Genomic DNA, 14,113 nt, shown 5'->3' with positions numbered 1-14,113 from the left:
GGCGCCCTCGAGATCGGAAACCTTGCAGCGATACCGGTAAAGGTGGCCGGATAGGCTTAGATAGAATGGATAGATTGGCATCGTAGGAACACCGCGCTAGGGGGTCTCCCATGAGAGAGAAGACTCCCGGATACGATGACTGGAAGCCCCTCGCCGACAAGGAAGTGAAGGGCCGCGACCTAACCTGGCACACGCCTGAGGGGATCGAGGTCAAGCCGCTCTATACGAGCGAGGACACCGCCGACCTCGACCCCGGTGTTCCGGGGATCGCGCCGTTCACGCGCGGCCCCTATGCCAGCATGTATACCGGTCGGCCGTGGACGATCCGGCAATATGCGGGCTTCTCGACCGCCGAGGAATCGAACGCCTTCTATCGCCGCAATCTCGCGGCAGGGCAGAAGGGCCTGTCGGTCGCCTTCGACCTCGCCACCCACCGCGGCTATGACAGCGACCACAGCCGCGTGGTCGGCGATGTCGGTAAGGCGGGCGTCGCGATCGATACCGTGCGCGACATGGAAATCCTGTTCGACCAGATCCCGCTCGACCAGATGAGCGTGTCGATGACGATGAATGGCGCGGTGATCCCGGTCATGGCGTTCTACATCGTCGCGGCGGAACGGCAGGGCGTTTCTCAGGACAAGCTTTCGGGGACCATCCAGAACGACATCCTCAAGGAGTTCATGGTCCGCAACACCTATATCTATCCGCCCGAACCGAGCATGCGGATTATCTCGGACATCATCGCATATACTTCGGCCAATATGCCGAAATTCAACAGTATTTCGATCTCGGGCTATCACATGCACGAAGCCGGGGCGACGGCGGTGCAGGAACTCGCCTTCACCATTGCTGACGGCAAGGAATACGCCAAGCGCGCCATGGAAGCGGGGCTGGATATCGATGCCTTCGCGCCGCGCCTGTCCTTCTTCTGGGGCATCGGCATGAACTTCTTCATGGAGATCGCCAAAATGCGCGCCGCGCGTGCGCTGTGGCACGATGTGATGGAAGGGCTGGGGGCGCAGAACGAGAAGTCGAAGATGCTGCGCACGCACTGCCAGACCAGCGGTGTCAGCCTGCAGGAGCAGGACCCTTACAACAACGTCATCCGCACCACGGTGGAGGCGATGGCGGCGGTGCTGGGCGGCACGCAATCGCTCCACACCAATGCGCTGGACGAGGCGATCGCGCTTCCGACCGACTTTTCCGCCCGCATCGCGCGCAACACGCAATTGGTGATCCAGGAAGAAACCGGCATTACCAATGTCGCCGACCCGCTGGGCGGCAGCTATTACATCGAAAGTCTCACCGCTGCCCTGATAGACGAGGCCCGCAAATTGCTGGACGAGGTCGAGGCGGCGGGCGGCATGACCGAGTATGTCGCGAGCGGGAAGCCCAAGGCGCAGATCGAGGAAGCCGCCGCCGCCAAGCAGGCGAGCGTCGACAAGGGCGAGACGGTTATCGTCGGCGTCAACAAGTATCGCCTGCCCGAAGAGGCCGAAATCGACACGCTCGACATCGACAACCATGCCGTGCGCCAGAGCCAGATCGCGCGCCTCAAGAAAGTGCGCGAAGGGCGCGACGAATTCGCCTGCAAGGCTGCGCTCGATGCGTTGGCACGCGGGGCTGCGCAGCGCGAAGGTAATTTGCTCGACCTCGCGGTGGAGGCCGCGCGCCACGATGCCACGCTCGGCGAAATCAGCCAGGCGATGGAAGACGCCTATGGCCGCTACGACACCGTGCCCAAGCCCGTGCGGGGGGTCTATTCGCAAGCTTATGCCGATGACGATCGCTACCGGCAGGTGGTCGAGGGCGTGAAGGCGGTCGAGCGTCGCCTAGGCCGCGCGCCGAAACTCATGGTCGCCAAGATGGGGCAGGACGGCCACGATCGCGGCGCCAATGTGATCGCATCCGCTTTTTCCGATATGGGCTTCGAGGTCGTCTCCGGCCCGCTGTTCCAGACGCCTGCCGAAACCCGCGACATGGCGCTGGAAAACGATGTCGACGCCATCGGCGCGAGCAGCCTCGCCGCTGGTCACAAGACGCTGATCCCCGAACTCATAGGCTTGCTCAAGGAAGCCGGCCGCCCCGACATCAAGGTGATCGCAGGCGGCGTGATTCCCCAGAAGGATTACGACTTCCTGCGCGATGCCGGGGTGCAGGGCATTTATGGCCCGGGAAGCAATGTGATCGAATGCGCGGCTGACGTGCTGCGCCTGCTGGGACACAATATGCCGCCTGCGGGTGAGGATCTGGACGAGGCGGCTGAGTAATGCCCACCGTTATGCGGATCGGGTCGTTCCGGTTTTACTTCTACAGCCATGAGCCGAACGAGCCGCCGCATATCCATGTCGATCAGGGCGACGCGACGATCAAGGTTTGGCTGGACAGCGGGGAGGTCGCGAAAAGCCGAGGCTTTCGCGCGCATGAGATCAATGACATTATCAAGCTCGTCGCGAACCATCGCGATGCGCTGACGGAGGCGTGGCATGAATATTTCGGCTAAGGTGACCGATGAGCGCGTTCTCGACGTCCGGTTCGACGAGGCCAGCCTGATCGTCGACCTGATGGACGGGCGGACGATTTCGGTGCCGTTGGCTTGGTATCCGCGATTGCTGAGGGCGACACCCGAACAGCGAGCTGGATGGGAAAGGGCCGGGGCGGGCTATGGCATTCACTGGCCCGACATCGATGAGGATCTGAGCACCGAGGGTCTTCTCCGTGGCGCTCCGGCTCCGAGGGCGGCGTGAACCTGCAAAAGGATTACGTCTTCCTGCGCGATGCCGGGGTGCAGGGCATCTACGGCCCGGGCAGCAATGTGGTCGAATGCGCGGCGGACGTGCTGCGCCTGATGGGCCACAATATGCCGCCTGCGGGCGAGGATATGGACGAGGCGGCGGAGTGAGCCTTGTCTCCAGTCGAGCCGCGCTCCTTGCAAATTTGCGGACCTTCGCGGCGGCTTTGAATGGCACTCGTGGAGAACGCGAGTTCGCTGGTACACTGGTGCGGAAAGGGCACGTCTATTATCCATTCAAATTCAATGGAGTGATAGGTTTCGCACCGTCGAAATTCATTGGATATGGCGGCAACTCTATCGAAACTTACAGGCGCACAATACCCACGCGTTCAGGATCGGTAAGCACAGCAAAGATCAGCCGAGTCTTGAAATCCATGCCCGAGACTAGCTCGATGCGCGAAAAACAGTTGGCTGACTTTTGTGCTGGTTTGGGAGTTGGGTTGGCAGATTATGCGCATACTTTCTGGATGGTGAAGCCTGCAAATCTTACTGAGCCATTTCAGTCGGCAATCGATGATCTTGCGGAAGCTGACTTGGAAAATGATGATCCTGAATACCAGCAGCGAATGTCGGGTCACTATGTGAGAAGCGAGAAAGTGCGCAGGAAGGTTCTCAAGCGCGCAAATGGGAAATGCGAATATTGCGGAACGTCAGCGTTTTTGAGTGTGGGTGGTTCTTCTTTTGTGGAATGCCATCACGTCATTTCACTGTCAGAACAAGGCCCCGACAAGGTTTCGAATGTGATTGCCCTTTGTCCTAACCACCATAGAGAAGCTCATTTCGGGAGAAACTGGGAAAACCTTCAAACCAAGTTCCTCGGCATTCTAGAAGAGATCAACAAGTGACCCAAATCCGAACCGACTGGACCCGCGAGGAAATCGCGGACCTGTTCGACCTTACCTTCACCGAACTGCTGTTCCGCGCGGCCACCGTACACCGCGAATACCACCCGCCCGAGCAGATCCAGCTCTGCACGCTTCTCTCCATCAAGACTGGCGGGTGCCCCGAGGACTGCGGCTATTGCTCGCAATCGGTGAAGGCCGATAGCGGGGTCGAGGCGACCAAGCTGATGGAGGTGCAATCGGTCCTTCAGCGCGCGGCGCAGGCGAAGGATGCGGGCAGCCAGCGCTTCTGCATGGGCGCCGCCTGGCGCAACCCTAAGGACCGCGACATGCCCGCGATCGTCGAGATCGTGAAAGGCGTGCGCGCCATGGGGCTGGAGACCTGCATGACGCTGGGCATGCTGACGCCGAAACAGGCGGACATGCTCAAGGAAGCGGGCCTCGATTACTACAACCACAATGTCGATACCGGGCCGGAATATTACGAGCGCGTGATCTCGACCCGCAATTACCAGGACCGGCTCGATACGCTCCAGAACGTGCGCGACGCTGGCATCAATGTGTGCAGCGGCGGGATCGTGGGCATGGGCGAAACGCGCGAGGACCGGGTGGGCTTCGTCCACACGCTTGCCACGCTTGAGCGGCATCCCGAAAGCGTGCCGGTCAACGCACTGGTCCCAGTCAAGGGCACGGTGCTGGGCGACATGCTGGAAGGTACGCCGATGGCCAAGATCGACGATATCGAATTCGTCCGCACCGTGGCGGTGGCGCGCATCACGATGCCGATGAGCATGGTGCGCCTGTCGGCAGGCCGGGAGTCGATGTCCGAAGCCACGCAGGCGCTGTGCTTCATGGCGGGCGCGAATTCGATCTTCACCGGCGACAAGCTGCTGACCGCACCCAACGCTGGTGACGACACCGACGCCGCGCTGTTCGCCAAGCTCGGCCTGACCGCACTCGAACAGGAAGAACCGATGCGGGCGGCCGCTTGCCGCTCCCAGGCCGTTCCGGCCGAATAGCGAATTTGAGGGAACCCATGTCCGACCAGAAACTCGATACGCTAGCCATTCACGCCGGATGCGAGCCCGATCCGACCACGAAAGCGCGGATTACGCCGATCTATCAGACGGCAAGTTATGTCTTCGACGATCCCGAGCACGCTGCACGGCTTTTCAGCCTGCAGGAATTCGGCAACATCTACACCCGCATCATGAATCCGACCAACGATGCGCTGGAGAAGAAGATTGCGGCGCTGGAAGGCGGTGTGGGCGCTTTGGGGCTCGCATCGGGCCATGCGGCGCAGTTGATCGCATTCCACACGCTGATGGAGCCGGGCTGCAATATCGTCGCGGCGAAGAAGCTTTATGGCGGATCGCTCAACCAGCTTGGCGAGAGCTTTCGCAAATTCGGCTGGGAAACCCACTTCGTCGATGCCGATGATCCGGAAAATGTCGCTGCCGCCATCGACGACAAGACGCGCTGTGTTTTCATCGAAAGCCTGGCCAATCCGGGCGGTGTCGTCAGCGATATCGCGGCCATCGCCGAGGTCGCGCATGACGCCGGGGTACCGTTGATCGTCGACAATACGATGGCGACGCCCGCGCTGTGCCGCCCGTTCGACCATGGTGCCGACATCATCGTCCATTCCTGCACCAAGTTCCTCAACGGGCACGGCAATGCGGTTGGCGGGCTGATTGTGGATTCGGGCCGTTTCGACTGGAAGGCGAGCGACAAGTTTCCCAGTCTCACGGCGCCCAACGGGTCCTATCACGGGGCGGTGCTGGTCGACGCGCTGGAGCCGGTCGGACCGATCGCCTTCATCACCGCCTGCCGGGTGCTCGGCCTGCGCGATCTCGGCCCGGCCATGGCGCCGATGAATGCCTTCCTCGCGCTGACCGGGATGGAAACGCTGGCGCTGCGAATGGATCGGCATTGCAGCAACGCGCTGGCCGTGGCGCAGTGGCTCCGCGCGCATCCCAAGGTGGCCTGGGTATCCTATGCCGGGTTGGAGGACGATCCATACAGGCCGCTTGCGGACAAATATCTGGGCGGCCGCGGCGGAGCCGTCTTCACCTTCGGCCTCAAGGGCGGATTCGAGGCGGGCAAGCAGCTCGTCTCCAGCGTCAAGCTGTTCAGCCACCTCGCCAATATCGGCGATACGCGAAGCCTGATCATTCACCCCGCATCGACCACGCATAGCCAGCTTTCGGCGGAAGAGCTGGTCGCGGCGGGCGCCGGTCCGGACGTGGTGCGGCTGTCGGTCGGGATCGAACATATCGACGATATCGTCGCCGATCTCGATGCCGCACTGGCACAGATTTAGGGACACTGGGAAGATAACGATGTTCAAGAAAATCCTCATCGCCAATCGCGGCGAAATCGCTTGCCGGGTCATCAAGACCGCGCGCCGCATGGGTATCCAGACAGTGGCCGTCTACTCCGATGCCGATGCCCGCGCGCCTTTCGTGCGGATGGCGGACGAGGCGGTGCATATCGGTCCGGCGCCTGCGGCGGAAAGCTATCTGATCGCCGACAAGATCATCGCCGCGGCCAAGCAGACCGGCGCCGAGGCAGTGCATCCGGGATATGGTTTCCTCTCCGAACGCGCGAGTTTCGTCGAGGCGTTGGCGAAAGAGAACATCGCCTTCATCGGTCCGCCGGTGAATGCCATCGCGGCGATGGGGGACAAGATCGAATCCAAGAAGCTCGCCAAGGAAGCCGGCGTGAATGTGGTCCCCGGCTTCGTCGGCGAAATCCGCGATACCGACCATGCGGTCGAGATCAGCAACGACATCGGCTATCCGGTAATGATGAAGGCCAGCGCAGGCGGCGGCGGCAAGGGCATGCGCCTTGCCTGGTCGGAAAAGGACGTGCGCGAGGGTTTCGAGGCGACCAAGCGAGAGGGCCTCAATTCCTTCGGTGACGACCGTGTCTTCATCGAGAAGTTCATCGAGAACCCGCGCCATATCGAGATCCAGATCCTCGGCGACAAGCATGGCAATGTGATCTATCTTAACGAGCGCGAATGCTCGATCCAGCGGCGCCATCAGAAGGTGGTCGAGGAAGCGCCGTCGCCTTTCGTCACGCCCAAGATGCGCAAGGCCATGGGCGAACAATGCGTCGCGCTGTCCAAGGCAGTGAACTACCACAGCGCCGGTACGGTCGAACTGATCGTCTCGGGCGCCGACCCGACGGGCGAAAGCTTCTACTTCCTGGAAATGAACACCCGCCTGCAGGTGGAGCATCCCGTTACCGAGGCGATCACGGGCGTCGACCTCGTCGAACAGATGATCCGGGTCGCGGCCGGCGAAGAACTCCAGATCAAGCAGGACGACGTCAAGATCGACGGTTGGGCGATCGAGAACCAGGTCTATGCCGAAGACCCCTATCGCGGCTTCCTGCCCTCTACGGGCCGCCTCGTGCGCTACCAGCCGCCGGTCGAGCCCTGGGCCGACGATGGCGAGGAGAACGGCCGCCGCGGTGTCGACGGTATCCGGGTGGACGACGGCGTGTTCGAAGGCGGCGAGGTGTCGATGTTCTACGACCCGATGATCGCCAAGCTGGTCACTTGGGGCGGGACACGCGACGAGGCCGCCGATCTCCAGATCGCCGCGCTCGACGCTTTCCGTATCGAAGGGCTGGGCCATAATATCGATTTTCTCAGCGCGATCATGCAGCACGACCGCTTTCGTTCGGGCGAGCTGACCACCGGCTTCATCGCCGAGGAATATCCCGATGGTTTCGAAGGCGCGCCCGCATCCGCCGGGCTGACCAAGGTTCTGGCCGCTGTGGGCGGCGTGATCGCCACCGCCGATGCCGACCGGGCTCGGCGGATCGACCAGCAGCTCGCCGGCGAGAATTACGCACCGGGCGACTGGACGGTTCGCATCGGCGAACGCGAGGAAGGGGCGACCTCGCATGAGGTGCGGCTGGAGGAAAACGCGCTGACCGTCGACGGCGAACAGGTTACCATCGAGATGCGGTACACGCCGGGCGATGCAATGATGGATGTGGCGCTGTTCGAAAACGGCGCGGACGAGGATGCCGAGCCGCTCGATCGCTACACCTTCCAGCTCGAACCCACGCGCATGGGCTACGACATCACCACACGCGGCGCGACGCACCATCTGCGTATCCTGCAGACCCGCATCGCCCCTCTCGCATCGCATATGATCGAGAAGACCCCGCCCGACCTTTCCAAGATGCTGATCTGCCCGATGCCGGGCCTGCTGGTGAAACTGCATGTGAGCGAAGGCGAGGAGGTTCAGCCCGGCCAGCCGCTCGCCACGGTCGAGGCGATGAAGATGGAAAACATCCTGCGCGCCGAAAAGCAGGCGACCGTCGGCAAGATCAACGCAGCCGAGGGCGACAGCCTGGCAGTGGACGCGGTGATCCTGGAGCTGGAATAGGATGCACCTTTCGCATTCGCCCGATACACCCGCAGCCGAGGAAACCGACTTCGCGACCTTTCTGAAGGCGGATATCCGCATCGGCACGGTGGTCTCGGCCGAGGATTTCCCCGAAGCGCGAAAACCGGCCTACAAGCTGGTGATCGATTTCGGCCCGGTCATCGGCGAAAAGAAAAGCAGCGCGCAGATCACCGCGAACTATTCCGCCGACGAACTGGTCGGGCGGCAGGTCGCGGCAGTGGTCAATTTTCCACCGCGACAGATCGGCCCGCTGATGTCGCAAGTGCTCACGCTGGGCTTTGCCGACGAGGCGGGCGAGGTGGTTCTGTTCGCGCCGGACAAGAAAGTGCCCGACGGATCGCGCCTGTTCTGATTTGCTGCGGGTTCAGTGCGCTTGCAGTTGCTCGTCCAGAAAGGCGGCAACATCATCCAGCGCGACGTCCCGTGCCAAACATGCTGCACCGATGCTGCGCAGCAGGATGAAGGGCAGCGTGCCCGCATCCATCTTCTTGTCGTGCAGCATGTGGTCGGCAAGCGCGCGCCCATCGCAGGGCAATTGCATCGCGGCGATTTCCGATGGCAAGCCCGCGGCATCGACGGCGCGCGTCAAGCGCTCGGCATCGGTCAGCGAAATGTCGCCGCGCCGGGCGGAGTAGCGGGCGGCCAGCACCATGCCCAGCGCCACCGCCTCGCCGTGGAGCAGGCGGTTGGAAAATCCGGTTTCCGCCTCCAGCGCGTGGCCGAAAGTATGCCCGAGATTTAGCATTGCGCGCGCGCCGCTGGTCTCGCGCTCGTCCTCCGCGACGATGCGCGCCTTGGCCGCGACGCTGGTCGCCACTGCATGTTCGAGATCGGCTGGATCCAATGCAAGCACCCCCGGCGCATGCGCTTCGAGCCAGGCGAAGAAGTCGCGATCGCCGAGCACCCCGTATTTGAGCACTTCGGCAAAGCCTGCGCGCAGTTCGCGTTCGGGCAGGGTGGCAAGCGTATCGAGATCGGCCAGCACCAGCGATGGCTGGTGAAATGCGCCGATCAGGTTCTTGCCCGCAGCGGTATTGATTGCGGTTTTCCCCCCCACCGAACTGTCGACTTGCGCGAGCAGGGTGGTCGGGAGCTGGACGAATCCGCAACCGCGCTTGAGAATGGCGCAGGCAAAGCCGGTGAGATCGCCGACCACGCCGCCGCCGAGAGCGAAGACATGATCGCCCCGCTCGACGCCTTGGCCAAGCAGCCAGTCGGTGAGATGTGCGAGGCTCTCCCAGCTTTTGGAGGCTTCTCCCGGCGCGACATCGTACCATCGCGGCTCGATACCTTCGGCCTGCAATGACCGGGCGACCGTCTCGCCCCAGTGCTTTCGCGCATTTCGGTCGGCAACGATGCAGGCATGGCTCTTGCGCAGGAAAGGCTTCGCGTGCGCGCCGAGATCGGCCAGCAGGCCGGGGCCGACGCGGACTTCGTACCGCCGTCCGGCCAGTTCGACAGGTATTACAGCCATGCGTCGATCGCCTCCAGAATGCGTTGTGCGGTTTCGGAATGGGGTCCGTTATCGGTCACCAGATGGATCTGCGCCTCGGCATAGGCTGCGCCGCGCCTGTCCTTGAGGTCGGTCAGGATCTCGCGCGCATTGCCATTGCGCAGCAGGGGCCGATCATTGCGGCGGGATGTGCGCTCTACCAAGGTGTCGATATCGCAATCGAGCCAGACCGCGATGGCTTGATCGAGAATCAGCGCGCGTGTTTCCGGATCGACGAAAGCACCGCCGCCGGTGGCAATCACGCCATGCGCCTCTTCCATCAGACGGGCGATGACCCTGCGTTCCCCGGCGCGGAAATAGGCTTCTCCATGCGCTTCGAAAATTTCGCTTACCGTGCGGTCTGCAGCGCGTTCGATTTCGTCGTCGACATCCACGAAATCGGTCCCGAGCATGGCCGCCAGCCTGCGCCCGACGGTCGATTTTCCGACACCCATCAGGCCGACAAGCACCACCGGGCGGTCGATCCGCGCGGCGATCTTGGCGATTTCGCCAGGCGTAAGGGCGGTTGCATCGGTCATTGCCGCCGTGCCTAGAACTGGGCTAGGGCGCGGGCAAGGTATCAGCACTTGGAGCGGGACGCGAAAAACTTGGCGATGAGCGGCAAACGGATCGGAGCTATCTTGGCGATGGTGTTCTTGGTGCTGTTGGTAGCTGCCCTGATCCATGGCGGCGAGGAGCCGCTGCACCCGATCGAGGAAGCGATCGAAGTTCCGGGGATCGGCCGGTGAAGACCGCGTGGTTCCTGGGCACGGCGGCCCTCGTCTTCACTTCGGCCATGGGTCTTGCCCAGGATGCTCCGGTCGACCTGCTGCCCCCGGGATTCAACCAGCCTGCGCCCAGCCCCACACCCACATCGACGCCGACGGCGCGGGCTACGCAAGCTTCGGAATCCGGCCCGCCTGCCGCCGCCGAAACGCCCCGGCCGGGCGCGACGCAATCGGGAGAGATCGTTCAGCCCCTGCCGACACAAACGGCTCCGTCGCGCGCGAATCTGGACTTGTCGAACCTGCCGACAGTCGAAGAGCTGGAGGCAATGTCGACCGACGAGCTCGACGAACTGCTTGGCCTGAAACCCAAGTTCGACATACCCGACGCGGCCCGCCGTTCGACCGAACGGGTCGGTATCATCGCAGCAGGCGAGGGAGGGCTGACAGCCGGTTCGCTCGCCCGCCAGCCGGCTCCCCTGGTCCGGGCTATCCTCGCCGGGACCAATCGTCAGATGGTATCGCGCTGGGGGCATATTCTCCTGCGCCGAGCCCTGGTCAGCAGGCTGGAAGCTCCCTCGGGAATGGACCCGGTCGAGTTCGCTACGCTGCGGGTCGAGGTTCTCAACGCTCTGGGCGAGCATGTCGTGGCGCGGGCATTGGTTCAGGATGTCGACACGGCGGACTATTCCCCCGCGCTCGCCAATGCTGCGGTCAGGGCCTATGTCGGCAGTACCGATATCGTCGGCGCCTGCCCCGCCGTGCGGTTGGTCGATACCGGGCGCGACGATACCGAGTGGCAGATGCTGGCGGGTATCTGCAATGCCTACGCAGGCGAAGAGACCCGCGCTCAGAACGATCTGCGCCGCCTGCTCAATCGAACCGAGGACGATCGCATCGACGTGTTGCTGGCGCAACGCTTTGCCGGTGCCGCCGGGCGCGGGCGGCGTGCGGTGACGATCGAGTGGGAGGATACCGGACCGATCACTCCGTGGCGATTCTCTCTGGCCAATGCTCTGGGTGAGCCGGTCCCGTCGAACTTGCTCGAAGACGCGGGGGCGGACCTTCTCCGCATGGCGGCGCTGACACCGGCGCTGTCTCCCGCCCAGCGCGCTCCGGCGGTCGACATTGCCGGGGCAAGCGGCATTCTCTCGGCTTCGGCGATGGTTGATCTCTACAGCCAGATTTTCGCCGAAGAGGGCGTGGAGGGCGATCCCGCGCTGACCGCCTCGCGTCTGCGCGAGGCCTATGTCGGCAGCGACCCCGTGCAGCGGCTGGCAGCGATCCGGGACATATGGTCGGGCGGAGGCGAGTTTTCCTATGGCCGCGTGGTCCTCACCGCTTATGCTGCGGCGCGCGTGCCGGTGCGGGCCGACTTCGCCGACGAGGCGGGAAATCTCATCGCCTCGATGCTCGCGGCCGGGCTCGACGGCGATGCCATGCGCTGGTCGGGCGAAGTCGAACAGGGAAGCCTTGGCTGGGCCTTGCTCGCTCTCGCCGATCCGAACCGGAGCACTCGGGTAACCGACGGCCAGCTCGACAGCTTCGTCGACGACGATGATTCGTCGGGGCAGCAAAAGTCGCGCATGCTGCTGGCAGGACTGGCCGGTCTCGATCGGATCGACGATGCGGAGATCGGAGAATACAGCGATCGCCTCGGCATCGATCTGTCCGCCCCGACACGCTGGACACGGATGATCGAGGGCGCGGCTGCGGTCGACAATCCCGCTCTGGTAGCGATGCTGGCGGGGCTGGGCATGCAGGGCTCCGGATGGGATCAGATGACCGCTCGCCATCTGTTCCACATCGTGGCGGCGCTGCGCCGGGTGGGGCTCGATGCCGAAGCCCGCATGATCGCCGCGGAGGCGGTCGCCCGCGCCTGACGTGAGCGCGCCGGGATCATCGACAGACGATTTCCTCGCCATGCTCGCTGCCGAGCGAGGCGCGGCGCGCAACACTATCCTTGCCTACGGGCGTGATCTCGAACAGGCCGAGGCGCTGATCGGTGGGGCGCTCGCTGCCGCGACGCCCGCCCAACTGGCCAAGCTCGGCCAAGGCTGGTCTTCGCTTGCCCCGGCCACGCTCGCGCGGAAGGTGTCGGCTTTGCGGCAGTTTTTCGGCTTTCTCGTCGACGAAGGTCTGCGCGAGGACGATCCCACCCATGCCCTTCCTCGTCCGACAGCGCGCCGCCCGCTACCGAAAATTCTTTCGCATGACCAAGTGGAGGCCCTCTTCGCTACGGCGGAGGAAGAGGCGGTGGTAGGCACGCCTACCGCTGTTCGACTGCTAACACTTATCGAGATGCTCTACGGGTCGGGCCTGCGCGCGACGGAGCTGGTGTCGTTGCCGGTTTCCGCCGTGCCGCGCGATGCGCCGTTCATGACGGTCATGGGGAAAGGCGGGCAGGCCAGGCTGGTGCCCGTCAGCCGCCGCGCCGGTGCGGTGCTGAGCCGGTGGTTACCGCTTCGCAATCCGGATTCGCCGTGGCTGTTCCCGTCGCGCAATGGCCATCTTTCGCGTGTGCGGCTGTTCCAGCTCCTCAAGGAACTGGCAGTGCGCGCCGATTTGCCGCCCGAAAAGTTGAGCCCGCATGTCCTGCGACATGCTTTCGCGACGCATCTGCTCGAAGGCGGGGCGGACCTTCGCGCTTTGCAGACGCTGCTTGGACATGCGGATATTTCGACAACCCAGATATACACTCATGTCGATGCGGCGCGTTTGGTAAAGCTGGTGAACGAGCGGCATCCGCTTGCGCGCGCGCCATCTTCGGACTAGCGCGAGCGCATGATTTCCTATCTCGAATTCGAGAAGCCGGTTGCCGAGCTCGAACAGCGCATCGCCGAACTGCGCAGCGCCTCGGAAGGCGACGATGTCGATATTTCCAACGAACTTCAACGGCTCGAACTGAAAAGCGCCAATTTGCTCGCGAGCACTTACGAGTCGCTCAGTCCGTGGCAGAAAACGCAGGTCGCGCGGCATCCTTCGCGCCCGCATTTTCGTGATTACGTCGAACACGCGTTCGAGGAATTTGTGCCGCTGGGCGGTGATCGCTGTTATGGCGACGATGAGGCGATCCTCGGTGGTCTCGCCAAGCTGAACGGTCGTAAGGTAGTGCTGATCGGCCACGAAAAGGGTAACGATACCGCCAGCCGGATCCGCCACAATTTCGGCATGGGCAAGCCCGAAGGGTATCGCAAGGCGATTCGCCTGATGGAATTGGCAGGACGATTCGGTCTGCCCGTGGTGACGCTGGTGGATACGTCCGGGGCATTCCCGGGAATCGAGGCCGAGGAAAGAGGTCAGGCCGAAGCGATCGCCCGGTCCACCGAAGCCTGCCTTGCCCTTCCTGTCCCCATGGTCGCCGCAATTGTCGGTGAAGGGGGCTCCGGCGGCGCCGTCGCGCTGGCCAGTGCCGAGCGGGTGCTGATGATGGAGCATGCGGTTTATTCCGTCATTTCGCCCGAGGGGTGCGCCTCGATCTTATGGCGTACGGCGGAGCGGGCGCCGGATGCGGCGGAGGCGATGAAGGTCACTGCGCAGGATCTCGAGAGTCTCGGGGTGATCGATCGCATCGTGGCCGAACCTGTCGGAGGTGCGCATCGCGATCCGCGACTGGCCGCGACGACGCTGGGATCGGCAATCGGCGAAGAACTCGACAAGCTGGGCCGGTTTCCCTCGGATGAGTTGAGGCGCATGCGCGAGGAACGCTTTCTCGCGCTGGCGGGCTGAAACAAAGCGCCGGGGCGCGGGAACCACGCGCGCCTGCTCAGGTTCTTCCTACCGTATACGAACACAGCCGTGCGGGTCGCAATGGACGGCTCGCGCGCGCT

General features: G+C 63.3%; 15 protein-coding genes. 13 read left to right on the top strand and 2 right to left on the bottom strand.

Going from position 1 to position 14,113, the window contains the following annotated elements:
• The first annotated feature begins 110 nt into the window (after positions 1-110).
• From scpA to L5849_RS04725, 9 genes are read left to right on the top strand one after another with little or no spacing between them, the layout of a single operon-like run.
• On the top strand, positions 111-2,270 hold the full coding sequence (gene scpA / locus L5849_RS04765) for a methylmalonyl-CoA mutase (protein ID WP_236924643.1): 2,160 nt from the start codon (positions 111-113) through the stop codon (positions 2,268-2,270).
• Positions 2,270-2,503 (top strand): DUF4160 domain-containing protein, encoded by a 234-nt coding sequence (locus L5849_RS04760; protein ID WP_115416512.1) that lies wholly within the window; start codon positions 2,270-2,272, stop codon positions 2,501-2,503. Before scpA ends, L5849_RS04760 begins: the two co-directional genes overlap by 1 nt.
• Positions 2,487-2,747: a DUF2442 domain-containing protein gene (locus L5849_RS04755; protein ID WP_115416513.1), complete on the top strand. Its 261-nt coding sequence runs from the start codon at positions 2,487-2,489 to the stop codon at positions 2,745-2,747. The genes L5849_RS04760 and L5849_RS04755 overlap by 17 nt, the downstream gene beginning before the upstream one ends.
• Complete coding sequence (locus L5849_RS04750; RefSeq protein WP_236924642.1) at positions 2,744-2,902, top strand: hypothetical protein; 159 nt, start codon at positions 2,744-2,746, stop codon at positions 2,900-2,902. The genes L5849_RS04755 and L5849_RS04750 overlap by 4 nt, the downstream gene beginning before the upstream one ends.
• The gene (locus L5849_RS16110; RefSeq protein ID WP_236924641.1) at positions 2,899-3,639 is read left to right on the top strand and encodes an HNH endonuclease signature motif containing protein; all 741 of its coding nucleotides are present in this window, start codon (positions 2,899-2,901) and stop codon (positions 3,637-3,639) included. Before L5849_RS04750 ends, L5849_RS16110 begins: the two co-directional genes overlap by 4 nt.
• Positions 3,636-4,655, top strand: coding sequence for a biotin synthase BioB (bioB, locus tag L5849_RS04740; protein WP_236924640.1), 1,020 nt, complete (start codon positions 3,636-3,638; stop codon positions 4,653-4,655). Before L5849_RS16110 ends, bioB begins: the two co-directional genes overlap by 4 nt.
• A 17-nt stretch (positions 4,656-4,672) precedes the next feature.
• Positions 4,673-5,959, top strand: coding sequence for an O-acetylhomoserine aminocarboxypropyltransferase (locus L5849_RS04735; protein WP_115416516.1), 1,287 nt, complete (start codon positions 4,673-4,675; stop codon positions 5,957-5,959).
• A gap of 19 nt (positions 5,960-5,978) precedes the next feature.
• Entirely contained in the window at positions 5,979-8,045 is a 2,067-nt protein-coding gene (locus tag L5849_RS04730; protein WP_236924639.1) for an acetyl/propionyl/methylcrotonyl-CoA carboxylase subunit alpha, read from the top strand.
• Position 8,046: 1 nt separating this feature from the next.
• Positions 8,047-8,418, top strand: a complete 372-nt coding sequence (locus L5849_RS04725; RefSeq protein WP_236924638.1) for a tRNA-binding protein — start codon at positions 8,047-8,049, stop codon at positions 8,416-8,418.
• Positions 8,419-8,430: 12 nt separating this feature from the next.
• Here L5849_RS04725 and aroB read toward each other — a convergent pair whose 3' ends face one another.
• Together aroB and L5849_RS04715 are read right to left on the bottom strand one after the other, a co-directional pair.
• On the bottom strand, positions 8,431-9,540 hold the full coding sequence (aroB, locus tag L5849_RS04720) for a 3-dehydroquinate synthase (RefSeq protein WP_236924637.1): 1,110 nt from the start codon (positions 9,538-9,540) through the stop codon (positions 8,431-8,433).
• Entirely contained in the window at positions 9,531-10,097 is a 567-nt protein-coding gene (locus L5849_RS04715; RefSeq protein WP_115416520.1) for a shikimate kinase, read from the bottom strand. The genes aroB and L5849_RS04715 overlap by 10 nt, the downstream gene beginning before the upstream one ends.
• Positions 10,098-10,172: 75 nt before the next feature.
• On the opposite strand from L5849_RS04715, the gene L5849_RS15905 reads away from it, so the two are divergent.
• From L5849_RS15905 to L5849_RS04700, 4 genes are read left to right on the top strand one after another with little or no spacing between them, the layout of a single operon-like run.
• Complete coding sequence (locus L5849_RS15905) at positions 10,173-10,307, top strand: hypothetical protein (protein ID WP_255703934.1); 135 nt, start codon at positions 10,173-10,175, stop codon at positions 10,305-10,307.
• Positions 10,304-12,166 carry a hypothetical protein gene (locus L5849_RS04710; RefSeq protein ID WP_236924636.1) on the top strand — a complete coding sequence of 621 codons (1,863 nt, stop codon included), beginning with the start codon at positions 10,304-10,306 and terminating at the stop codon, positions 12,164-12,166. Before L5849_RS15905 ends, L5849_RS04710 begins: the two co-directional genes overlap by 4 nt.
• 1 nt (position 12,167) lies before the next feature.
• Entirely contained in the window at positions 12,168-13,058 is an 891-nt protein-coding gene (locus L5849_RS04705; protein WP_368735721.1) for a tyrosine recombinase, read from the top strand.
• 9 nt (positions 13,059-13,067) lie between these two features.
• Entirely contained in the window at positions 13,068-14,012 is a 945-nt protein-coding gene (locus tag L5849_RS04700; protein WP_236924635.1) for an acetyl-CoA carboxylase carboxyltransferase subunit alpha, read from the top strand.
• The last annotated feature ends 101 nt before the right edge of the window (positions 14,013-14,113 follow it).

It is taken from the genome of Erythrobacter sp. SN021 (genome assembly GCF_021864455.1).
The sequence above is the reverse complement of the archived record's forward strand: the minus strand, read 5'-3'. Positions and strand labels throughout refer to the sequence as shown.